23 protein-coding genes are annotated in these 20,560 nt (G+C 65.3%); 13 read left to right on the forward strand and 10 right to left on the reverse strand.

Annotated elements, in window-relative coordinates:
• Positions 1-8: 8 nt before the first annotated feature.
• Positions 9-191, reverse strand: coding sequence for a hypothetical protein (locus ACAX61_RS14845; RefSeq protein ID WP_046408719.1), 183 nt, complete (start codon positions 189-191; stop codon positions 9-11).
• Between the two features lie 128 nt (positions 192-319).
• Here ACAX61_RS14845 and ACAX61_RS14850 point away from each other — a divergent pair, with 128 nt between their 5' ends.
• Positions 320-583 carry a hypothetical protein gene (locus ACAX61_RS14850; RefSeq protein ID WP_231621897.1) on the forward strand — a complete coding sequence of 88 codons (264 nt, stop codon included), beginning with the start codon at positions 320-322 and terminating at the stop codon, positions 581-583.
• A gap of 26 nt (positions 584-609) precedes the next feature.
• Here ACAX61_RS14850 and ACAX61_RS14855 read toward each other — a convergent pair whose 3' ends face one another.
• The 4 genes from ACAX61_RS14855 to ACAX61_RS14870 are packed head-to-tail and all read right to left on the reverse strand — an operon-like array spanning position 610 to position 3,031.
• Positions 610-1,476: a restriction endonuclease gene (locus ACAX61_RS14855; RefSeq protein WP_046408722.1), complete on the reverse strand. Its 867-nt coding sequence runs from the start codon at positions 1,474-1,476 to the stop codon at positions 610-612.
• Positions 1,473-2,357 (reverse strand): Shedu immune nuclease family protein, encoded by an 885-nt coding sequence (locus ACAX61_RS14860; RefSeq protein WP_046408723.1) that lies wholly within the window; start codon positions 2,355-2,357, stop codon positions 1,473-1,475. The genes ACAX61_RS14855 and ACAX61_RS14860 overlap by 4 nt, the downstream gene beginning before the upstream one ends.
• Before the next feature lie 45 nt (positions 2,358-2,402).
• On the reverse strand, positions 2,403-2,792 hold the full coding sequence (locus ACAX61_RS14865) for a type II toxin-antitoxin system VapC family toxin (protein ID WP_046408725.1): 390 nt from the start codon (positions 2,790-2,792) through the stop codon (positions 2,403-2,405).
• On the reverse strand, positions 2,789-3,031 hold the full coding sequence (locus tag ACAX61_RS14870; RefSeq protein WP_046408726.1) for an AbrB/MazE/SpoVT family DNA-binding domain-containing protein: 243 nt from the start codon (positions 3,029-3,031) through the stop codon (positions 2,789-2,791). Before ACAX61_RS14870 ends, ACAX61_RS14865 begins: the two co-directional genes overlap by 4 nt.
• Positions 3,032-3,325: 294 nt before the next feature.
• On the opposite strand from ACAX61_RS14870, the gene ACAX61_RS14875 reads away from it, so the two are divergent.
• The 6 genes from ACAX61_RS14875 to ACAX61_RS14900 all read left to right on the forward strand — a co-directional run bounded on the left by ACAX61_RS14875 (position 3,326) and on the right by ACAX61_RS14900 (position 9,877).
• Positions 3,326-5,008: a TnsB C-terminal domain-containing protein gene (locus ACAX61_RS14875; protein ID WP_170172170.1), complete on the forward strand. Its 1,683-nt coding sequence runs from the start codon at positions 3,326-3,328 to the stop codon at positions 5,006-5,008.
• A complete protein-coding gene (locus ACAX61_RS14880) occupies positions 5,005-5,928 on the forward strand; it encodes a TniB family NTP-binding protein (protein WP_170172169.1) in 924 nt (307 codons plus the stop codon). The genes ACAX61_RS14875 and ACAX61_RS14880 overlap by 4 nt, the downstream gene beginning before the upstream one ends.
• A gap of 90 nt (positions 5,929-6,018) precedes the next feature.
• Positions 6,019-7,077 carry a hypothetical protein gene (locus ACAX61_RS14885; RefSeq protein WP_370715611.1) on the forward strand — a complete coding sequence of 353 codons (1,059 nt, stop codon included), beginning with the start codon at positions 6,019-6,021 and terminating at the stop codon, positions 7,075-7,077.
• Positions 7,078-7,521: 444 nt separating this feature from the next.
• The gene (locus ACAX61_RS14890; RefSeq protein ID WP_018251269.1) at positions 7,522-8,001 is read left to right on the forward strand and encodes a YciE/YciF ferroxidase family protein; all 480 of its coding nucleotides are present in this window, start codon (positions 7,522-7,524) and stop codon (positions 7,999-8,001) included.
• Positions 8,002-8,069: 68 nt separating this feature from the next.
• Positions 8,070-9,056, forward strand: coding sequence for an aldo/keto reductase (locus ACAX61_RS14895; RefSeq protein ID WP_030541330.1), 987 nt, complete (start codon positions 8,070-8,072; stop codon positions 9,054-9,056).
• Positions 9,053-9,877, forward strand: coding sequence for an SDR family NAD(P)-dependent oxidoreductase (locus ACAX61_RS14900; RefSeq protein WP_018251271.1), 825 nt, complete (start codon positions 9,053-9,055; stop codon positions 9,875-9,877). Before ACAX61_RS14895 ends, ACAX61_RS14900 begins: the two co-directional genes overlap by 4 nt.
• A gap of 147 nt (positions 9,878-10,024) precedes the next feature.
• On the opposite strand, the gene ACAX61_RS14905 is transcribed toward ACAX61_RS14900, so the two are convergent.
• The 4 genes from ACAX61_RS14905 to ACAX61_RS14920 all read right to left on the reverse strand — a co-directional run bounded on the left by ACAX61_RS14905 (position 10,025) and on the right by ACAX61_RS14920 (position 14,208).
• Complete coding sequence (locus ACAX61_RS14905; protein WP_237751636.1) at positions 10,025-10,702, reverse strand: sigma-70 family RNA polymerase sigma factor; 678 nt, start codon at positions 10,700-10,702, stop codon at positions 10,025-10,027.
• A gap of 162 nt (positions 10,703-10,864) precedes the next feature.
• The gene (locus ACAX61_RS14910; protein ID WP_018251273.1) at positions 10,865-12,463 is read right to left on the reverse strand and encodes an ABC1 kinase family protein; all 1,599 of its coding nucleotides are present in this window, start codon (positions 12,461-12,463) and stop codon (positions 10,865-10,867) included.
• The gene (locus tag ACAX61_RS14915) at positions 12,463-13,101 is read right to left on the reverse strand and encodes a TetR/AcrR family transcriptional regulator (RefSeq protein ID WP_018251274.1); all 639 of its coding nucleotides are present in this window, start codon (positions 13,099-13,101) and stop codon (positions 12,463-12,465) included. Before ACAX61_RS14915 ends, ACAX61_RS14910 begins: the two co-directional genes overlap by 1 nt.
• Before the next feature lie 162 nt (positions 13,102-13,263).
• Positions 13,264-14,208, reverse strand: coding sequence for an MlaD family protein (locus ACAX61_RS14920; RefSeq protein WP_018251275.1), 945 nt, complete (start codon positions 14,206-14,208; stop codon positions 13,264-13,266).
• A gap of 57 nt (positions 14,209-14,265) precedes the next feature.
• Between ACAX61_RS14920 and ACAX61_RS14925 the strand changes: the two genes are divergently transcribed.
• From ACAX61_RS14925 to ACAX61_RS14950, 6 genes are all read left to right on the forward strand, one after another.
• Positions 14,266-14,712, forward strand: coding sequence for a PaaI family thioesterase (locus tag ACAX61_RS14925; protein ID WP_051076137.1), 447 nt, complete (start codon positions 14,266-14,268; stop codon positions 14,710-14,712).
• Positions 14,709-15,113 carry a PaaI family thioesterase gene (locus ACAX61_RS14930; RefSeq protein WP_018251277.1) on the forward strand — a complete coding sequence of 135 codons (405 nt, stop codon included), beginning with the start codon at positions 14,709-14,711 and terminating at the stop codon, positions 15,111-15,113. The genes ACAX61_RS14925 and ACAX61_RS14930 overlap by 4 nt, the downstream gene beginning before the upstream one ends.
• 33 nt (positions 15,114-15,146) lie before the next feature.
• Positions 15,147-16,385, forward strand: a complete 1,239-nt coding sequence (locus ACAX61_RS14935) for an HlyD family secretion protein (RefSeq protein ID WP_018251278.1) — start codon at positions 15,147-15,149, stop codon at positions 16,383-16,385.
• Positions 16,385-17,911, forward strand: coding sequence for a DHA2 family efflux MFS transporter permease subunit (locus ACAX61_RS14940; RefSeq protein ID WP_018251279.1), 1,527 nt, complete (start codon positions 16,385-16,387; stop codon positions 17,909-17,911). The genes ACAX61_RS14935 and ACAX61_RS14940 overlap by 1 nt, the downstream gene beginning before the upstream one ends.
• Positions 17,911-19,338 (forward strand): efflux transporter outer membrane subunit, encoded by a 1,428-nt coding sequence (locus ACAX61_RS14945; protein ID WP_030541334.1) that lies wholly within the window; start codon positions 17,911-17,913, stop codon positions 19,336-19,338. Before ACAX61_RS14940 ends, ACAX61_RS14945 begins: the two co-directional genes overlap by 1 nt.
• Before the next feature lie 100 nt (positions 19,339-19,438).
• The gene (locus tag ACAX61_RS14950; protein WP_018251281.1) at positions 19,439-19,870 is read left to right on the forward strand and encodes a MarR family winged helix-turn-helix transcriptional regulator; all 432 of its coding nucleotides are present in this window, start codon (positions 19,439-19,441) and stop codon (positions 19,868-19,870) included.
• A gap of 65 nt (positions 19,871-19,935) precedes the next feature.
• Here the strand turns inward: ACAX61_RS14950 and ACAX61_RS14955 are convergent, their stop codons facing one another.
• Entirely contained in the window at positions 19,936-20,505 is a 570-nt protein-coding gene (locus tag ACAX61_RS14955) for a DUF4142 domain-containing protein (RefSeq protein WP_018251282.1), read from the reverse strand.
• Positions 20,506-20,560: the final 55 nt, after the last annotated feature.

Genomic DNA, 20,560 nt, shown 5'->3' on the forward strand with positions numbered 1-20,560 from the left:
TCGCCGTGTCAGATGGCCAATGTCATGTATACGCCGAGCCCGATCACGACAGCGACGCCAAGAATCTGGCCGATGACCGTGCCGAACGAGAGAGGCGCATCGCTGTTGTCGGTGACCGGGACGTCCTCGATCAGCAGCAGCGGCCCCGACGGGCGGTCCTCTGTGACCAGCAGCGTGTGCGTGTCCAGCATGTGACGAACCTCCAAACGTCTTAAACATACAAGGTTCGAGGTTTCGCCACAAGGATTGAGGACACGGCTTAATGACAAGAATCGAGACCGGGCCAGAAGAAAGGCAGTGTGCTGTCCCTGAGCTAGATATGGCCAACTGGGCTGTGTTCGGCTTTTCGTGGGTGCTTGTGATGGCCGTAGGCTTGATGCCGGTCGTGGAGGCGAGCCTCAGGCGATCGCCTTCAATTTCAGTGCCGGTTGTGATCGCGTTCTTCGCAGCGGTCGCAAGCGGCCTTGCCCTCCGGCGGCGTTATAGCTGGCTCGGCTTCGTGCTTCACATCATCGGTCAGATAGCAATCTGGCTGTCGATCTTCTGCATGTCGTTAGCGGTCGTGCTGTACGTGTCCGGCTGAAACAGGCTCTCGCCCCCAACAGGTTTTCACGGGGAAAGATCGCTAATCGGCACGAACACCTCGCCGGTCTCGGCCGCGCGGCGGACCTTGAGCGCGAGCAGCCGGTCGATCCCGATGCCGCGATCCAGTGCATCATAAAGGTCCTTGCCCTCGACGCCGATCACGCGCTTGCCGCGGCCGAACGCGCGCAGCCCCTCGTCGGTGAAGCCGCCGAAGCTGATGAAGACGCCGCGGGCCCACGAAGCTTTTTGCTCGACCTTGCCGTGGAAGGTGTGAAGCTCAGCGACGCCGATCTTGCGATTGAGCCACTTGGCCTCGACCAGGTAGGTTTCGTCCGCAAGCTCGAAGCTGCCGTCGATCTGCTCGCCATCGAGCCGGAACGGCTCTCGGGCCTTCAGCCGGAAGGCGTCAAACAGGTCGGTCAGGAAGCGCTCGAAATCATAGCCTCGGCGATGCGGCTCGAGGTCGCGGATCGCGATCAGCCGATCTCGCATCCGGGCGAAATCGATCGCATCGAGCATCGGCGCGGGAACGACGTTCGCCGGTGCCGGGGTCGCGGAGCCTTCCAGTTTGGCGATCAACCCGGCAATCTGAGCGGCCGCCCGGGGCATCGGATCCGGCGCGCCGCTTCCCCGGAGCGCCTCACGCTGCTCCCAAAGAACGCGCAGCGTCCGGGCCGCGGTGCCGTCGTCCACCTGCGCCAGAAAGCAGCGCAACCGCTTCGCCTTCGACGTCCCGTCGACGGCATATTGTGGCGCGTCGATGTCGATCTCGAGCTCGCGGACGAAGAACTCGGCGAAGGTCCGGTTCGAAAAGTCGAGCACGTAGCCCTTCTCACCGCCGCGGAAGACCTCGTCGATCAGGCCCAGCTCGATCGAGCGCAGACTGCTCACCGCCGCTTCGCCTTCGAGGGGCGGGCGCGGTCAGCCGCGCGGATAACGCTGAGCACCGCCGGGTGTACGTCGCCGGCTTCCTCGTCGGTCGGCTCGGATGCCCATTTCTCGTTGAAGCGCAGCAGCTGATTGTTGCGCCACGCAGACATCTGGTAGCCTTCCGCCTTCAGCCTTGTCTCGACCGATGCCGGCACCGAGAGGTGCTCGGGCAGGACATAGGCGAAGAGCAGCTTGGGCAAGCCGTCGAGGTGCTTGATGGCATAGCCGGTCGAGCGCGGCGACAGCACGCACTTCTTCTCACCCCATCCGGACCGGTAGCTTCGCAGGAGCGAGTCATAGGTCAGGATCTTGATCTTCTGGTCGTCCTCGATGCTCGCGATCCGGTCGCGCTGCGCCTGGTTGAAATCCTTGCCGGTCGAGCGGCCGATGATCAGCACCCGGCGCAGCTCGATGCGATTGCGCGCCATAGGCGAAGGAACGAGCAGCGGCAGAAGACGCTCGCGCACCTCGGACTGGTGCTGCTCCCAATAGTCGCGCCAGACCGCTGTCTGAGCAAGCGCTTCATTGAACGCCGAGGAGCCGCCGACGTGCTTGCTGCTGGTGGTGAACAGCGGCTTGTTTGGGCGCTCGATCTCGATCAGCACCAGGATCCAGCGATCGGACGATTTGGTGAGATAGGCGAAGTCAGCGGTGCGCCCCGCGATCGGGAACTTCGCAATCACGCAGTTCATATGGAGGCGGTGGTTTAGCAGCCAGGAACTCGTGTCGAGCAGTTCGGTATGCTGCTCGAGGAAAGTCTGAATGTCGTTTTCGTTCTTGCCATCGTCGGCGAGCAATTGCTCGAAGGCGGAGGCGAGCGCTTCGTCCGGCGGTTGTCGCATGGGTGGTCTTTTTCTCTTTATGCTGGTTTGTCGGAAAAGGCGCCCTCAGCGGATCGCCACCACTTTCGCACCAACGTCTGCGGCCACATCCTTCCAGGCGCGGTCCGCAGTATAGGCCGGCACGCCAAGCCGCTTCGCCAACGCGAGGCAGAAGCGGTCACCGAGCGAAAGACCCGCCGCGCTGGTGACAGCGCGCAACGCGCCCGCCTCCCAGCCCAGCGCTTCGTCTGCGGGTAGGACGGTATAGGGCAGCGCGCCGAGCATCGCCCTGATCTCTTCGATCGGCGCGCCAAGGTGAACGAAATGGCTCACCACCTCAGCCTCGTTGAAGACCCCCACCGCCGCGTCGCCCACCACATTGGCAACCTTACTTCCTCCGCGCTCTCCCTTCAGCAGCGCGAGTATCGCGGACGCATCGAGAACCGCCTCCGTCACTCGCCACTTTCCGCCCGACGGGTGGTAAGGAAGGCGCCCACGGACGCGTCGGGATGGTCAGCATATTTCTTCGCGATCGCCTGCGCGCGCGCGACCGCCTGCTGAACCGTCCTCAGCACCACGCCATCCTCGGTTTCCTCGAGCAAGACCGCGCCGCCGCCTTCGAGACCGAGCCGCTTGCGGATGCTTGCCGGCAAGCTCATGCGTCCGTTGGGCGTTATGTTCACTTGGACGGTCATGAGTCGCATCGTCTCCGCTGTGGCAAGCGAGGGATCACATACCACATGGTGCCTCATAGGAACAGCGTTGTTGCATATGCCAAGATTTGCAACACATGCCACTCGATGTAATTAGCGATAAACTTGATTCCCGCGAAAAAGATGTTGGCGGTTTCGGGAGCACTTGTCGGTTCTCCTGAAAGGGTGGACTCGCGGCTAGATTGCCGCTTAGCGACGACGTGCACCTGAAACAGTGGACATTGTTCCCGAAACAGCGGACGATCGCCCAGCTGGGACCACCCGAGGCGTCGTGCCATGCGAACCGCGGACCTGAGGACGGCGAGCGACGCCGACTGGGCGGAGGCGCATCGCCGCGAGAAGATCATTCGCCCGCTCGCCTCGATGACGCGCGTGCCCGGCGATGTGGCCGCCCAAGCCATGGTCCAGCTGGAACTCGGCCGCGCTCGCTTCCACAAGCTCCTGCAACTCTACCGAGCCACGCCCGCTGCGGCGTCACTGCTGCCGCGACCGCGAGGAAGGGAGAAGGGGGAGCAGCGGCTCTCGGCCGCGGCTGAGCATCTTATCGCTCGCGGCATCGCTGATTTCTACCTCACGCTCGAGAAGCCCAGCGTTCAGGCGCTCCGCCGCTGGCTGCGACACGAAGGAACGAAGATCGGGGTCAAGGTGCCCAGCACCAAGGCGATCCAGGCCCGGTTGGACCGGCTCGCTCCCCAGCTCGTTACGGCCCGCAGACAGGGTGCCAAGGCAGCCGCTGACAAGTGGGAGCCAACGCGAGGCGTGCTCGAGGCGGACTACGCGCTTGAGCTCGTCCAGTCGGACCACACGCTGGTCGACGTGATCGTTGTCGACGACCTGTACCGCAAGCCTATCGGCCGGCCTTGGCTCACGCTGATGATCGACTTGGCGAGCCGAACCGTGCCCGGCTTCCACCTCGACATGCTGGCGCCGTCCGCTGTTTCGGTCGGTATGTGCATGCGGCACGCCGTTCTCCCCAAGCGGGACTGGCTGGCCGAGCGGAGCATGAAGGCACCGTGGGACAGCCAGGGGCTCATGGATCGGCTGCACCTCGACAACGCGCGCGAGCACCGCTCAGACGCGCTGAAGCGCGGCTGCCGAGCTCATTCGATTGCGCTCGAATATCGGCCGGTGCGTCGGCCGCACTTCGGCGGTCACATCGAGCGGCTGATTGGCACGATGATGGGGGCCGTCCACCTCCTACCCGGAACGACCTTCTCTAACGTCGCCGAGCGTGGCGACTACGATGCGGAAGGTGAGGCGTGTATGACGCTGAGCGAGCTGGAAGTCTGGCTCGCCGCGCAGATCATCGGCCCATATCATGCGGAGCGGCACCGCGGGATCGGCATTCCGCCCGCCCTTGCTTGGGCCGAGGGGGTGGAACGACGCCCGGAGCTGGTCCGCCTTCCGGCCGACGATGCCGCGTTCCTGTTCGACTTTCTACCCTGCGAGCTGCGCGCCGTGACACCACACGGCATCGAGCTGTTCCGCACTCACTATTGGGATGATGCGCTATCCTGCTGGTACACGCGGCCGGGGCAGACGATGCCGGTGCGTTGGGATCCCCGCGACCTTTCGCGCGTCTGGCTCGAGCTACCACACGGCGAGCACCTCGAGGTGCCCTACCGCGATCTGCGGCGTCCCGCGATCACCCGCTGGGAACAGAAGGAGGCGGTTCGCACTTTGCGGGAGCGCGGCCAGCAGGCTGTCGACGAGACGATGATCTTCCAGGCTGTGGAGACCCAGCGATTGATCGTCGCGGAAGCGGCGCACAAGACCAAATCCGCGCGGTTCGCGCTTCAGCGGACCAAAGCGGCACTGCGCGACGCCCGTCGGGCGAGGGGTGGCAGCAAGCTCCGGCTTGAGCAGGTAACCCCTGCCGTTGGCTTATCTGCGGTAGAGGAGAGGACGGGCGGCGATCAGCCGGGGCTTCCTTATCTTGTCGAGGATATGCCCCAATGAGCGACCTCTCCCATCTCGCCGATGGTTATCGCGAGCGCGCGCGTTGGCCCGACGCCGACCGGATCGCCTGGATCCGCAAGGACCGGTGGCTCGGCTTCCCGAAGGCGGAAGCGGTGCGCAAGACGTTGGACGCGATGCTGCGCTATCCGCCGCGCACGCGCATGCCGTGCCTGCTGATCTACGGCCAAACCGGCATGGGCAAGTCGCGCATCGTGGAGCGCTTTGAGGCAGAGAACCCGCGCGGGTTCAACGAGGCTATCGGCGTGGCGACGATACCGGTCGTCGCCGTCCAGCTTCCACCGCAGCCGACCGACGGCGAGTTCTACGGCGAGGTGCTCGAGAAGCTCGGCGCCGGCTTCGCCGCGCGGGGGGACACGCAGCGTGCGCGCCTCCTGACTCGCCGGCTGATGGGGCAGGTGGGTGCTCGCATGCTGATCCTGGATGAGATCAACCACATGCTGGCCTGCACGCCGCGCCAGCAGCGCATCTTCCTCAACACGATCCGCTACCTCGCGAACGACCTGCAGATCCCGCTCGTCTGCACTGGCAACCACGAGGCGCAGGCGGCGCTGCTCACCGACGCGGCGCTCGCCGAGCGGTTCGACGCGGTCGAGCTGGCTCGGTGGCAGAACGACGAAGCGTTCCGCCTGTTGATGGTCACGCTAGCTGCGATCCTGCCGCTTCGGAGACCTTCACAGCTGGAAGAGGAGCGTTGCCGCACGTCGGTACTCGATCTCTCCGACGGCAATACCGGGCGCATCTTCCGCCTCGTCGAGACGTTGGCTGTTCGTGCGATCGAGAACGGCAGCGAATGCATCGAGGCCAGAGACCTCGATGCCGACGACCTCGTGCTGCCCTCGGTCAGCATGAAGGTGATTGCCCAGCGCCGGGGGCGGGCGCGGGCCAGGGAAACGGTCTGAGCCGTGCCGGGCGCGCTGCCGATCGCGCCACGGCCTCATTCTGACGAGCTTATCTCCTCCTGGCTGGCGCGCATCGCCGCTTGTTACGAGATGTCCATCACTGAGTTGCGGCAGGAGCTATCCCCGGGCAGTGCAGGCACCAAGGTCAGAGCGGACGTAGGATGGAAGGGGTCGGAGGCGAAATCCGCGGCGCAACGGCTCCGTGTTGATCAGAATGCGATCATGCGCCTCAACCTGAAGCGCCGCTGGCCGTGGCTGGTGACCGCCTGGTTGCCACGAACCGACGGAAAAGGGCGAGCGCGAGGCGAGCTCGATCTCGCCTGGTGCCATGTCTGCCTTGCTGAGGGCCACGCCACAGGTGGCACCTACCTCGATACCGAAGCGGCGCTCCCGCTCATCTTCTGTCACCGGCACGGCACCTGGCGGCAGGACTTCTGCCGCCGCTGTCAGCCCCACCAGGAGCCCCGCTTCAGCTGGCGGAGCCGGATCGAGTTCACCTGCACCCACTGCGGCGTACCTCTCAGAACGAACCATTGGAGCGGCCCGAGACCCGCGTCCGACTGTCGGTCGGAGGAGGTGTCCGCCGCCTTAAGCCTGCTGTTCGCCTTCGATGGCGAGTTGCGGAAGGCGCTGCTCGGCAGGTCTGCGTCGCTGACCGGGGTAGGGCAGGTCTCGGCTCGGCAGTTCCTCGCCGTGTTGGACGGGCTCACGCGAGCTTTTCTCGCACCCGACATCAACCGCACCAGCCGCATAAACCTGTTCAACAGCCCGCTGGTACCAAACCTGCCCAATCACGAGCCACAAACCTGGGAAGAGCAGCCCTTTCACGAGCTGTCGCCTGCATATCGTGCTCACGTCTCATGCGCTGTCATCGCACTGCTGTCGGATGAGCCGGTCAGCCGCCTGATGTCGGGCGTGAGGCTCGCTTACGAACGGCATTCGCTCGAATGGCTGCTCGCCAGCACGCCCAGATGGGTCCAGGCGACGCTGGTCCGCGAAAGCACCCGCTGGCCGGCACCGCTCCGCGGGCGCGTCGTGGCGCATCATCGGCGGACGGGTCTGGACGTCGACGACATTCTGGAGCAGTTTGGCGCGTGGCTTGACGAGCGGGAGCAGCGCTTGCGCGAACGAACGTCGCTGATCGGGTAAGGGCGCAACAAGCCCCTAAACAGCTGATCGACAGAGCAAATCTGCCAGTCCGATAACAAGGATTATGTTAAGCATCTGAGCGATATTTTCCGCGGGCTCCCGTCACTGCAGCGCCTCCGTCCAATCACTTCAGCCTGGAGCCACCGTCAGCATGCTCCTGTCGGGAAGGCTCTCAAGAAGGTCCGCTTCGGCTCGGTTCGGACCGCTTACGACGCTATTCACGCCTGCAACGCCGGTCCGAGCTTCCCGCATGCCTGCCCTGCCGCGCTGGTTCACGCAGCCCGCTCCTGCAAGCCGCAGGAGGTGCAGGCCGGGAGGTCGGCCATGAGCTCCAAACATTGATTGCGCTCTGATCGAGGAAGGACCGACGGAACAGAACGGAGCGACGAGATTAGAATCCCTCACCGTGCCTGAACGAGGCACGGCAGGACGAGGACGAACCTGATGAACGAGAACAACCTGAAGAAGCTGGTCGCGCAAGGATTGTCCGCGATGCGGGCCGGCAGCGACGTCGCCGCCAAGGCGACCGACGAGATCAACAACGACGCGCGCCACCCGGCGCTGCGATCCGCGCTCGAAGAGGGCAACCGGACTTCCCGCCAATGGGCGGACCGCATCCGTCGCGCCGCCGAGCAGGCGGGCCCGGCCGATCAGCAGGACAACCCTGTGCTCGAAGCGCATTACGAGGTGAGCCGCAGGATCCGCGAAGCGGCACCGGACGATGCCTCACGCGACCTCGGCATCATCGCCAGCGGGCAGCTCGCGCTTCATTACTGGATCGCTTCGTTCGGGACCATGGCCAATTACTGCCGGCAGACCGGCATGGACGATGCGGCGCGCGACATGAAGGCGTGCGCGGACGAGGCCAAGCAGGCCGACGAAAAGCACAGCCAGCTCGCCGAGCAGTTGCTGTCTGAAGGCTGAACCGGTGCCGGCCCGCCTTGCTACCGACGACTGGCCAACCGGCATGATCTTACAACAGGAGATAATTGGTGCTTGAGCAACGAAAGCTGGGCGACGGGCTGCGCGTATCTGCGCTGGGCCTCGGTTGCATGGGCATGTCCGAATTCTATGGGCAGGCCGACGAAGCCGAGGCGGTCGCGACCATTCAGCGCGCGATCGATCTCGGCGTGACGTTTCTGGACACCGCCGACATGTACGGGGTAGGCCGTAACGAGGAGTTGGTCGGGCGTGCGATCCGCGATCGCCGCGACGCGGTGGTTCTCGCCACCAAGTTCGGCAACGTTCGCGGCGAGGACGGCACCTTCAAGGGCGTGTGCGGGCGCCCGGATTACGTCCGCTCCGCCTGCGAGGCGAGCCTGCGACGGCTCGGCGTCGAGACGATCGACCTCTACTATCAGCACCGCGTCGACCCCGACACGCCGATCGAGGACACGGTGGGCGCGATGGCCGGGCTGGTCCGCGAGGGCAAGGTGCGCCACCTCGGCCTCTCCGAAGCGGCGCCCGCCACGGTCAGGCGCGCGCACGCCGTGCATCCGATCGCGGCGCTGCAGACCGAATATTCGCTGTGGAGCCGCGATCCCGAGGGCGAGATCCTCGACACGGTGCGCGAGCTCGGCATCGGCTTCGTGCCGTACAGCCCGCTCGGCCGCGGTTTCCTGACCGGCGCGATCCGGCGGGTGGAGGATCTCGCGCCTGACGACTATCGCCGGCACAGCCCCCGCTTCCAGGGCGAGAACTTCCAGCGCAATCTCGATCTCGTCGCGGCGGTCGAGGCGATGTCGCGGGAGAAGGGCTGCACCCCTTCCCAGCTGGCGCTCGCCTGGGTGCTGGCGCAGGGCGAAGACATCGTGCCGATCCCGGGCACCAAGCGCCGCGGCTACCTGGAGGAGAATGTCGGCGCGCTCGACGTGACGCTCACCCGAGGCGAACTGGAGCGGCTCGACCGCGCGGCGCCGAAGGGGGCAACGGCGGGCGAGCGCTACGCCGCGCCGCAGATGCAGGCGCTGAACCGATGAGCGGGAGCGACGGACACGGCCTTGCCGGCCGCGTCGCGATCGTGACGGGCGGCGGTCGCGGGCTGGGCCGCGCGATGACGCTCGGGCTGGCGCAGGCCGGCGTGCGGGTCGTCGCCACCGCCGCGCGCGAACTCGCCGAGGTCGAAGCGGTCGCACGGGAGGCAGAGCGGGCATGCGGCGACGATCGGGTGCGGCCGCTGCTCGCCGACGTGACGCGGGTGGAGGATTGTGCCGCAGTCGTGCGCGCGGCGCTCGTGCGCTTCGGCCGGCTCGACATCCTGGTCAACAATGCCGGGCGCGGCATGAAGTATGTGAGCGACACCTTCCTGACAGAACCGACCCGGTTTTGGGAGGTCGCCCCCGACACTTGGCGCATGGTGACCGACACCAACGTCAACGGCCCGTTCCTGATGGCGCGCGCCGCCGTCCCCGCCATGCTGGAGGCGGGATGGGGCCGAATCGTCAACATCTCGATGAACCGCGAGACGATGCGACGGCGCGGCTTCTCGCCCTACGGCCCGTCCAAGGCGGCGCTGGAATCGGAGACCGCGATCTGGGCGCAGGACCTTGCGGACAGCGGCATCACGGTGAACGCGCTCCTGCCGGGGGGCGCGACGCTGACCGGCATGATTCCCGAAGGACTGCCGGATAGTGCACGCGACGGACTGCTGTCGCCCGAGATCGTGGTGCCGCCCTTGCTCTGGCTCTGCTCTGACGCTGCCGCGGCGGTGACGGGTAAGCGCCTGGATGCCCGGCGGTGGATGGGAGAGCAGCCCGGAAGTCAGCGCACAACTGACACGCTGGAGGATGTAGGCTGTTAGGGCAGACCACAGGACATATCCGCTCGGCCAGCCGTGGTCTCTTCGTCCTTTTGTGCGATATCCCTAGCGACAGGTCTTCTGCTAACCGAGACGGTAAAGGACCTGAAATTGGCCGCACGAAGCCGGGATCAAGAGATCCCGGCCCACTCAGCCTACCAAACAGCGGTCGGCCGCACGCTTCGTCCGCCAGCTTTGCAGCAGCTCGATCTGTCTCTCGTGCACCTCGTCGATAACTGGTGGCTCGGCCTGACAGGTTGCACCGGCCGCCACGACCTGAGATTCCGTTTTGTATCCCTTATCGCTGTTCATGTGATCTAGGAGTGCGCGCAGCATCTGCCGCCCTCTTACCACGCGGCTCTTGATTGTGCCGACGGGAACCTGCTCGATTGTGGCTGTCTCCTCATAGCTCAATCCCTCGATCCCGATGAAATTGATGCACCGCTGCTGCTCAGGCGTCAGGCGCGGCCATAGACGGCGAACATCGCTCAGCGTCACAACGGATTCCTGGTTCGACGCCACCGGAATGTCGGCGAGTTCGGCGGTCTCGCTAACTTGTACCGTGCCTCGACGGCGTACCTGCGAAAGAAATGAGTTGCGAAGGATCCGGAAGGTCCACGCCTTCATATTTGTACCGGCTTCGAAGGATGCGCGGCTGCGCCAGGCTTTCAGCACGGTTTCCTGAACAAGGTCCTGTGCAGTATCGGGATTCCTGGCCAGCGATCGCGCATAGCGCGCCAGACTAGGCATAAGCGCGCTGAGCTCGGCACCGAAGTCCGACCAGCCCTCAGATGGCAGATGCGGCTCGTCAACCGTTTGTTCGGACACGCGGAACCCCTCGCTCAATCGAACCGGTCAGCTGCTTTGGTACCAACCGGTTTACTTTCGGAAAACGCCAAGCCGATTGGTTCGTTCCGCTCGTCGGAGATGAAATATCAGTAGCGAAACAATCGCGCGCGACTGGGTACATGAAAGGCTGACAACAAGAGGTCAGCGCCGCTGCCTGTTCGCGTACCAAGCGCAGCCGGCAAGGAGTATCGCAGAAGCCATCAGGATTGCTCCAACAACATCATGGTCGTGCTGGAGGATCGCGCCGGCGACCAGCAGGCCGGCGGACAGGACGTTGGGATCTGCGCCCCGGGGCAATGCCGGTGGTGAGGAGACGGCACCTTTCTGCAACTCGATCGGCAGCGCACCCGACCGCGCAACCCGCTCGGCGAAGGCCACCAGCTCGGGCGAGGCGGCGGCCAGACGGCCAAGGCTTGTCGCCAGCCGGCGTCCGCCACGCTTGAGGCCGGCCGGGCCGATCCGCTCCCGCAGCAGTTCGCGCGCGATCGGTGCGGCGCGCGCGGTGATGTCAAAGCCGGGATCGAGCCGTCGCACGAACCCTTCGGCGATCAGCAAGGTGCGCAGCAGCAGGGCGAGGTCCGGCGGCAGCGCCAGACGATAGGTTCGAAGCAGCGCGAACACGCGGCCGAAGATGTCGGCGAGCTCGATCTGCTGGAGTACCGCCCCGCGGAACTGGCCGATCAGCGCGTCGAGGTCGCGGGTCAGCGCCTGGCGATCGACATCGGTCTCGCCCGACCATTGCAGCAGTACGTCCGTCACCGATCGTGTGTCCTCACCCGCGATGGCAAGGACGAGCGTGACAACCTCGTTCCGCCGGGCGGGACTGAGCACGCCGACCGCCCCGAAGTCGATGAACGCCAACGACCCGTCGGCCAGAACAAAGACGTTGCCGGGATGGGGGTCCGCGTGGAACCGACCGTTGAAGATGATCATCCGCAGCACCGCATCGGCATATCTGCCGGCGACGTCAGCACCGCCCTCACCCGCCACGTCAAGAACCTCGCGGACGGGCATGCCGTCAAGCCGCTCCTGCACGTTGATCCGGCGGCCGACCTGATCCCAGTAGAAGGCCGGCGTCCGGACGCCGAGCGGCTGCAGGAACGCGCCGATGCTCTCGCAGGCTGCCGCTTCTGCGCTGAGGTCCATTTCCTGCGACAAGCTCTCCGCGAAAAACCGCAGCAGTTCGTCGGGCTTGAGGCGGCGGATCTCCGGTGAGTGCCGGGCCGCGAGCCGCGCGATGCGGCGGAGCAGCCGTAGGTCGGCATCGACGCGTTCCGCGATCCCCGGCCGGCGTACCTTGACCACGACCTCGGTCCCGTCGCGCAAGGTTGCAGCATGAACCTGCGCAATCGACGCCGCCGCGATCGGCTCGCGGTTGAAGTTCGCGAACACATCAGCGATCGGGGAGCCGAGCGCGGCCAGGATCGTCGGCTCCAGCGCCTCGAACGGCAGCGGGGTCACGCGATCCTGCAGCGTCGACAGCGCCCGCACCCATTCCGGCCCGAGCAGGTCTTCGCGGGTGGCGAGCACCTGCCCCAGCTTGACCGCGACAGGTCCAAGGTCTCGCAGCAGCGCGACGACCCGCTCGGGCGTACCGAGGTCTACCGGCTGCTCTGAGCGACCGGGCAGCAGGCCCAGGCGCGAGGCGAGCCCGTTCAGCCCATGGCGCCCCATGATCTGGATGAGCTCGGCCAGCCGCGCGCGCTCACCGATTTGAGACTCGTCGTCGGTGGTGGGCATCACGCGCTGCAACCATCCTCCTGCCGCGGGCGGCAGCCATCGAGGAACAGGTCGATGCCGCGCGAAATGCGATCCCGCGCTGCCTCGTCGTATGCTGGAGGAGACAGCCCCAGCGCTGCGCGGCGCATGGGTGCGACCACGACGAGCGTGACGAACTGCTCGGCAGCGAACACGGGGTCCGCCAGCGACAGTTCTCCCTTCGCATCGGCGTGGGCGAGGATCGACGCCACCCATTGGACGGCCCGCTGGTAACCGAAGTCATGGATGTTCGCCGCTAGCGCGGGAAAGCGCACGGCTTGCGCGATGACGACGCGTTCCATGGACGCGATCCGGGGCGTCAGGAGCCACTCGAGCAACCGATCTGCGATCACGCCAAGTCGCGATCCAATGTCGGGTTCGTCGCTGCCCGACGGTTCGAGCGCCCGCAGCTGCGTGTCGATCTCGTCGAGAATGACCGCCTCGAACACACGCGCCTTGCTGCCAAAGCGCGCGTACAGGGTCCGCTTGGAAATGCGCGCCTGTTCGGCGATCATGTCGGCACTGGCGCCGTCGAACCCGTGTTCGAAAAACAGCTCGCGAGCGCTCTTGAGGATGTGCGAGGTCAGGCGGAGCGCATCCTCAGTGGTCGGTCTGCCCATTTTCCTCGGACGCCGACGTTTCTTTTCGTCATCGCTCAATCTCGTTCTCCTGGATCGAGAGTAGCGCGATCCGGACCGGTTGGCGAGAAATCAAACGGAGACGGTCGGTTGCTCACCCGCCAGCGAGATCTCAGCCAATGGCTGTCCTTGTATCGCGGCCGATCACTGCCGTGGCCTCGGCTTGTAGATGGGAAGGGACGGAGCCCCCACGCCCAGTCCCTCCTGATCGATGCGAACGGCCGCATCCCTGACAGCACCGACCTTGTTCCTCGCTGAACGAACCGTTTCACGCAGTTGGGCCTGTTTGGCGGCCGTGCCGCGTATCGTGGGTCGAATAGCCTCTAGCCGAGCCGTGAATCGATCGGCACCGTCTCGGGCTCTCAACAATGTTCGGTTCGCTCTCGCGAGGACGGTCGCGCGGCGTTCGTCCGCTGCCGCTCTCAGTTGTTGGGCGCTGTCGCCGGATCGCTGCAAGGCGTCTCCCACGGCAATCACGCGGCCGCGCGCACCGGTGAGAGCATCGGACGCTGCTCCGGCTTTGTCAGCCCAACCAGCGGAACTCTCCGCGAGCGCCGCCAGCCGATCGCTGGCCCGCTGCTGCTGAGCGGCGTCGAGGTTGCGCGAGACAGAGTCCACGGTGCGGCTGATCTTCTCGACCAGTGCGACGGGGTCCCCTCCGCCGCCAAGGAGCCCGCCTTCCTTGGTGGGGATGACGGGAAGCTCCCCGTCGTTCGCCGCAACGATCGGGGGCGCGCCAGAGGTTGCACCGTCGAGGCTGATGTTCGCGGTGCCGGCCAGTGCCGATCTTGCGATCGACGCTTTCACGCCTGCGACGATGGGGATCCGCGGTTCAAGGCTGACGGTGACGAGAACCGCTGACGGGTCCTCCTTGTCGAACCGTATCGACGTGACGTGACCGGCCGGTACGCCCGAGAAGGTCACCGGCGACCCCTTCTCCAGACCGGCAACGCTTCCGGTAAAGCGGATCAGATAAGGGTTTCCGTCTTCATTGCGTGCATCAAACAGCCAAAGGGTAAAGACGAGGAGCGTACCCAACAGAAGGCTGGTGACCGCGAGCACAAGGAATTTATTCGACCGCGTTTCCATGAGAGACCATAACCATTAGGAAGCCGGACCAAATTTGTAAACCGTACCGTTTCCAAGGTGGCAAGGCCTGATCAGGACGAGGATGGAATCGTGGCTGGAGACTGGAGCCTGCAACCAGGCGACATACCGTGGGGCAACAGGCTTGGCCTGGAGTTGGTTTCGATCGGCGATGGCCTCAGCTCGCTACGTGTCGGTTGGCGTGAGGAGCTGGCCGACGAGGACGAGACTTTAGCAACGGGCGTGTTGACGAGCCTTATCGATCAGGCCTGCGGCGTTGCCGTAATGTCCCGACTGGGAAGGCGATTGGCAATCTCGACCCTCAACCTGAAGGTGGACCATGTGCGGTCCCCCGAGGCGAGATGCTCCGCGACAGCGTGGGCGCATTGTTACGACGCTACCGAGCGCCGTGCGTTCGTACGGACCGAAGTCTGGGATACCGATCCTTCTCACCTGATCGCGACTGCCCAAGGCGTCTTTTCGATCAATCGGGCTGTCGGGCCATGACCGGCTTCGCGCAGCTGCTAGGCTCCATGATTTCAGAGAGCGGTGACGCCTTTGTTTTGACGCCAGTGGAGTACATGATCGGCAGCCCTCTCCTTCCCGCCTTGCATGGCGGAGCTGTGGCATCCTTTCTCGAAGTGGCAGCGAAGCGTGCCCTTGCACGCAAACTTCCGCCCGGGCACTTCCCGAAGCTCATCAGCGTGAACCTCCAGTTCCTTGCCTCTGCTCGGCTGGATGCACTTGTCACGACGCCGAAGGTCAGGCGTGTCGGACGTCGGATCGCAGTCGTTCACGCCGAAGCATTCCGCCGCGAAGATCCAGCGGCTGTTTGTTTCGCGCAGCTTGAGTTTGCTGTGCACGAGCCCATCAGAGTGGGTGGCAGTGCCGATCGCCACATACTATGATACGGTCCGGTTTACATACGTTAGGGTTGCTGAGTGGCTGACGAGCATGCTGAAGATCGAGGCGGCGATGCGCCGCATGACGACCGGAATGCGCATTCCCAGCCAGAAGCTAGGTCGAAGGACGGTGTCGAGGAGAACGACGGCGTAAAGAAGCCCTCGCTTCTCGAGCGCTATCCGATCATCCGCTACGTCCTCATCGCCGCGCTCGTTGCGGGCATCGTCGCGGCGGTCGTCTGGTACATGAACTACCGCGCGAGCGGCCAATACCTGCAGTCGACCAACAACGCCTATGTGCGCGCGGACTTCGTGACCGTTTCACCGAAGGTGGGCGGCTATGTCGAGCGTGTCCTCGTCGCCGACAACCAGCCTGTCCGCCGCGGCCAGCTGCTCGCCGTCCTCGATCCTCGTGACTACCGCGCCAATGTCGAACAGGCGCAAGCTCAGATTGCCGCGGCCGGCGCCAACATCACGACCGCGCGCCGGACGCTTGACGAGCAGCAGGCCACTGTCGCTCAGGCCGCCGCCCAGGTTGCGAGCGCCGAGGCTGCCGCGGCAGCGGCAGAAAACGAGGTAAGACGTTACGAACCGCTCACTCGGACAGGGGCGGAATCGCGCGAGCGCCTCGCCAACCTCGTCCTGCAGCGTGATCGAGCCGCCGCGGAGCTGCGCGCGCAGCGCGCCGCCTACCTCGCCGCCCGTCGCAGTGTCGCCACACAAGCGGCTCGCATCGGCCAGGCGGAGGCGCAGCGCGGCACCGCGCAGGCGCAGCTTGCGCGCGCCTCGACGGACCTCGGCGCCGTCGAGATCCGCAGCAGCATCGACGGCGTTGTTGCCGACAAGGCGGTCCGGGCCGGGCAATATGTCCAGCCTGCGACCCGGCTGATGTCGGTGGTGCCGGTTGATCAACTCTACATCGAGGCCAATTTCAAGGAGACCCAGGTCGCGCTGATGCGCGTCGGGCAACCCGTGACCATCAAGGTGGATGCACTGGACGGCGCCGAACTGCGCGGCCGGGTTGCGAGCTTCTCGCCAGGCACGGGCGCGCAGTTCTCGCTCATCCCGCCCGAGAACGCGACCGGGAACTTTACCAAGATCGTTCAGCGAGTGCCCGTGCGGATCAGCATTGAAGCGGGGCCGGAGGCGCGCCGGGTGTTGCGTCCCGGCCTGTCGGTCGAGGTTACGGTCGACACGATCAGCGCAAAAGGAAGTCGTGACCGGATCGAACAGGAAACCGAGCGGCTTAAGCACGACGAGACGCAGGGCGGGCGCTGATGGCGGCCGAACGCGCCGGCCTGCGCGACTGGCTCGCCGTCGCAGCGGGCACGATCGGGTCGTTCATGGCGCTGCTCGACATCTCGATCGTCAATGCGGCCTTGCCCACCATCCAGGGCGAGATCGGCGCGAGCGGAACGGAGGGCACCTGGGTCGCGACCGCCTATCTCGTGGCGGAAATCGTCATGATCCCGCTTAGCCCCTTCCTCGTGCGTCTGTTCGGTCTGCGCAACTTCCTTCTGGGTGCGGCGATCAGCTTCACCGGCTTCTCGATCATGTGCGGCATCTCGACGACGTTGCCGATGATGATCGCCGGGCGTGTAGGGCAAGGCTTCACCGGCGGTGCGCTGATCCCGACCGCGATGACCATCATCGCGACACGGCTGCCGCCATCGCAACAGCCGATCGGCACCGCCGCGTTCGGCGGCACCGCGATCCTCGGTCCGGTGCTCGGGCCGATCATCGGCGGCTGGCTCACCGACAATTACAGCTGGCACTACGCCTTCTTCCTGAACGTGCCGGTTTGTGCCGGGCTCGTCCTGCTCCTGCTGTTCGGGCTCAAGCATGAGCGTCTGCGGCTCGACCAGCTGCGCCATGCCGACTGGTTCGGGATCGCAGGGCTCGCAATCGGCCTGGGTGCGCTCACCGTCATGCTCGAGGAGGGGCAGCGCGAGATGTGGTTCGAATCCGCCATGATCGTGAAACTCGCGATCGCCACGGTCTTCGGCTTCGCGCTCATCACGATCGGACAGGTCCGCTCCGCGCATCCGGTGCTCAAGCTGTCACTGATCTTCAGCCGCTCCTTCGGCAGCGTATTCGTCCTCAGCCTCATCATCGGCGTCGTGCTCTACGGGGTCACCTTCCTCATCCCCCAGTTTCTCTCGTCGATGGCGGATTACAGCGCGCTGCAATCGGGCAAGGTGGTCTTCGTCTCCGGCATCCCCGCCCTGATGCTGATGCCGTTCCTGCCGCTCGCGTTCAAATATCTCGACGTCCGGCTGGCGGTCTTTGTCGGCATGACGCTGATCGGCGTCAGCTGCGCGATGGACTGGCATCTCACCGCGCGGTCGGCCGGTGGGGACCTGACGAACTCTCAGCTCGTGCGCGGCTTTGGGCAGATCTTCGCCATGATGTTCCTCAACCAGGCCGCGATCAGCGCCGTGGCGCCCGAAGACGCAGGCGATGCGTCCGCGCTGTTCAACGCGGGGCGAAACCTTGGCGGATCGATCGGCCTGGCGCTGATGGCGACCCTCCAGGACCGGCAGACCTTTCTGCATTTCAACCGGCTGGGCGAAACGGTGTCGGCCAACGCGGCGACCACGCAGGAATGGTTCGCTAAAGCCATGGTCATGCCGTCCGGCGAAGCCGGCGCGTATCGGCAGCTCGCCGGTCAACTTCTCGAACAGGCTACCGTCATGGCCTATAACGACCTGTTTTTTGCGCTGGGCGTCGCGATCGCGATCACGACGCCGCTGGCGCTGTTCCTCCGCCCGATCTCCTCCGACACGCAGATGGCGATGCACTGATGAAGCGACTTGGCTGGGCCATTCTCCCCGCACTCCTGACTGGATGCGTCGTCGGCCCCAACTATGGAGGCCCGCCGGGCGTTGCGAGCGGGGAGCGCGCCGGGTCGACATTTCGCCGCGCGGATCAGGCCGTCACGTCACCGCAGACCCCTGTCGCACGCTGGTGGGAAGGCATGGGCGACGCGCAGCTCACGATGCTGATCGACCGGGCGCTTGCCTCTAATCCGGACGTGGCGATCGCCGAGGCGCGCATCCGCAAGGCGCGCGCCAGCTTGCGCGAACAGCGCGCGAACCAGCTTCCCACCGTCTCGGGGTCAGGGACTGCGATCGTCGCCGATCTTCCCGCCGGCTCGCTCGCGCTGCCGACGCAAGGCGAGCAATCCGATCGTACCAGGGCCGAATTCTACAACGCCGGCCTGGACGCGTCTTGGGAGATCGATCTGTTCGGCGGCCGACGCCGTGCCGCCGAAGGTGCCGAAGCCCAGGCGCAGGCAGCCGAAGCCAATAGGGCCGATGCGCAGGTTCGTCTCTCGGCGGAGGTTGCCCAGAATTATGTGACCTTGCGCGAACTTCAGCAGCGTCTGATCCTGGCCCGCCGCTCCGCAGCGCTTCAGCAGCGATCACTCGCCCTGCTTCAACAGCGTGAGCAACGCGGTGCATCGTCGCGCGACGAGGTGGTTCGGCTCCAGACCGAGCTGACCCGCACGGAGGCCGGGCTGTTGCCGCTCGAAGGGCAGATCGCAACCACGCTCGACCAGCTTGCCCTGCTCACCGGCGACGAACCCGGTGCTCACGACGCCTTGCTGTCTTCCCCCGCGCCGATCCCGATGATCCCGAGGAATGTCGCGATCGGCGATCCGGCCGCCATGCTGCGACGCCGGCCGGACATTCGCGCAGCCGAGCGGCAGCTGGCGGCATCGAACGCGCAGATCGGTGTCAACGTCGCCCGGCAGTTCCCATCAGTCAGCATCATGGGTATCATTGGCCTCGGTGGTCCCAATATTGCCGATGTGATCGATCCTGACAGCGTCGCGGGCCTCCTCCTGCCGCGAATCAGCTGGAGCTTCCTCGACTTCGGCCGTAACCGTGCCCGGGTCGAGCAGGCGCGGGCCGACCGCGACGAGGCGGAAGCACAATACCGCAAGGCGGTTCTCGGCGCGCTGTCGGACGCGGAAAGCAGCCTGACCCGCTTCGGGAATCAGCGCCGGAACCTGTTTTCGTCTATCGAGAGCCGGCACGGCGCCAAGCAGTCAGCGACCTATGCCGGGCAGCGATACGCGCAGGGAGCGATACCGCTGACCACGTCCATCGATGCCGAACGCGCGGCGCTGGCTGCCGACCAGTCGGTGCTGGAAGCCACTGGCGAGCTTGATCGTGCCTTCGTTGCCCTTCAAAAGGCGATGGGACTTGGATGGAGCCAGCCGTGACGGTCTTCCAACTATGCGAGCGGAGGGCGCCGACCGCGTGACGGCTCCGCTTCTGCCGCCCCCTGCCCAGTATCTGCGTGATGACGCGATCAGGGGAGGAATGGACCTGATGTTCTTCGCCCACAGATCCCATCTGGCGCATGCCGACGCCGAACTGGCGACGCGTAACCTCGGGCGGGCGCATCACCGCGCCCTGTATTTCCTCGGCGGGTACCCGGAAATCTCTGTCAGCGAACTGCTGGACGTTCTTTGCGTCTCGAAGCAATCGCTTGGCAGGGTAATGCGGGATCTGATGGATCGCGGGCTCGTCTGCGGCCGTGTCGGGGAGCGCGATCGTCGTCAAAAGCTGCTTTCTTTGACCGATGAGGGGCGAGCGCTCGAAAACGCGCTTTTCGAGGATCTCAGGCGCAACATGGCGAACGCTTACCAAGCGGCAGGAGAAACAGCCGTCACGGGCTACTGGATCGTAATGCAGCAGCTCATGCGCGGCGAAGCACGGGAGCAATTCCGCCGGCTGCACTCCAGGCAGTGATCGCCGCAAACAAGTGCCGGACCAGGTCGAAGGGGGCTTCGTCGACCTGGCCCGGCGGGTATCACCTATCCTGCAAGCCCGGAGGGAGTAAGCGACTTGCCGGTGGTGAGCTCGTTTTCCAGCACAGGGACCGCAGTACCGGCAACCTGCTGCAGCGCCGGGTCGGTCCCATCCTGTGCATAGCCCTTATGCACCGCCCACGCAGCCTGCTGAACCTGCGCCGACTGGGTCAGATACAGGTTGTCGAAAGCGCTCTTCGGCGCCTTCTGGAGCAGCTTTAGGAGGGCGGCGCGGTCGGCGGACAGGTTCGAGGGCGGCGCCTTGATCGTGCGCTGATCATTCTTCAGCGCTGCCAGCAGCGCCTTGTGGCTGCTCTGCGTTTCCGCCAGCACGCGCTTTGCGTAGGCCTTGACGTCGTCCCGCTGCGCGCGCGTCGCGGCGAGCTGCGCGGCCTTGATCTGGTAGAGGTTGGCGTCGGCCGCGGCGAGCACGTAATTAGGGCCGCTCTGGCCCGAGATCGGCGAGACGCCGACGTCGGCGCTGGTCATCGTTCCCGAAGTGGCGGGCGAAACGGCCTGCGCCAACACCGTAACCGGCGCCAGGGTGAGCAGCGCAGCGACAATCGCAATCTTCATAGAGGGCCTCCGTTGGTGTTGTCAGGCATTGACCGAAATCAACCGGCCGAACGAT

Source organism: Sphingomonas sp. IW22, from assembly GCF_041321155.1.
GTDB lineage: Bacteria > Pseudomonadota > Alphaproteobacteria > Sphingomonadales > Sphingomonadaceae > Sphingomonas.

Coding starts and splice junctions, on each gene's coding strand:
- ACAX61_RS14950 (WP_018251281.1), top strand. CDS start 19,439: ATGGACCTGATGTTCTTCGCCCACAGATCCCATCTGGCGCATGCCGAC.
- ACAX61_RS14915 (WP_018251274.1), bottom strand. CDS start 13,101: ATGGGCAGACCGACCACTGAGGATGCGCTCCGCCTGACCTCGCACATC.
- ACAX61_RS14880 (WP_170172169.1), top strand. CDS start 5,005: ATGAGCGACCTCTCCCATCTCGCCGATGGTTATCGCGAGCGCGCGCGT.
- ACAX61_RS14860 (WP_046408723.1), bottom strand. CDS start 2,357: ATGCGACAACCGCCGGACGAAGCGCTCGCCTCCGCCTTCGAGCAATTG.
- ACAX61_RS14940 (WP_018251279.1), top strand. CDS start 16,385: ATGGCGGCCGAACGCGCCGGCCTGCGCGACTGGCTCGCCGTCGCAGCG.
- ACAX61_RS14900 (WP_018251271.1), top strand. CDS start 9,053: ATGAGCGGGAGCGACGGACACGGCCTTGCCGGCCGCGTCGCGATCGTG.
- ACAX61_RS14945 (WP_030541334.1), top strand. CDS start 17,911: ATGAAGCGACTTGGCTGGGCCATTCTCCCCGCACTCCTGACTGGATGC.
- ACAX61_RS14890 (WP_018251269.1), top strand. CDS start 7,522: ATGAACGAGAACAACCTGAAGAAGCTGGTCGCGCAAGGATTGTCCGCG.
- ACAX61_RS14920 (WP_018251275.1), bottom strand. CDS start 14,208: ATGGAAACGCGGTCGAATAAATTCCTTGTGCTCGCGGTCACCAGCCTT.
- ACAX61_RS14850 (WP_231621897.1), top strand. CDS start 320: ATGGCCAACTGGGCTGTGTTCGGCTTTTCGTGGGTGCTTGTGATGGCC.
- ACAX61_RS14875 (WP_170172170.1), top strand. CDS start 3,326: ATGCGAACCGCGGACCTGAGGACGGCGAGCGACGCCGACTGGGCGGAG.
- ACAX61_RS14885 (WP_370715611.1), top strand. CDS start 6,019: ATGTCCATCACTGAGTTGCGGCAGGAGCTATCCCCGGGCAGTGCAGGC.
- ACAX61_RS14870 (WP_046408726.1), bottom strand. CDS start 3,031: ATGACCGTCCAAGTGAACATAACGCCCAACGGACGCATGAGCTTGCCG.
- ACAX61_RS14955 (WP_018251282.1), bottom strand. CDS start 20,505: ATGAAGATTGCGATTGTCGCTGCGCTGCTCACCCTGGCGCCGGTTACG.
- ACAX61_RS14845 (WP_046408719.1), bottom strand. CDS start 191: ATGCTGGACACGCACACGCTGCTGGTCACAGAGGACCGCCCGTCGGGG.
- ACAX61_RS14910 (WP_018251273.1), bottom strand. CDS start 12,463: ATGCCCACCACCGACGACGAGTCTCAAATCGGTGAGCGCGCGCGGCTG.
- ACAX61_RS14930 (WP_018251277.1), top strand. CDS start 14,709: ATGACCGGCTTCGCGCAGCTGCTAGGCTCCATGATTTCAGAGAGCGGT.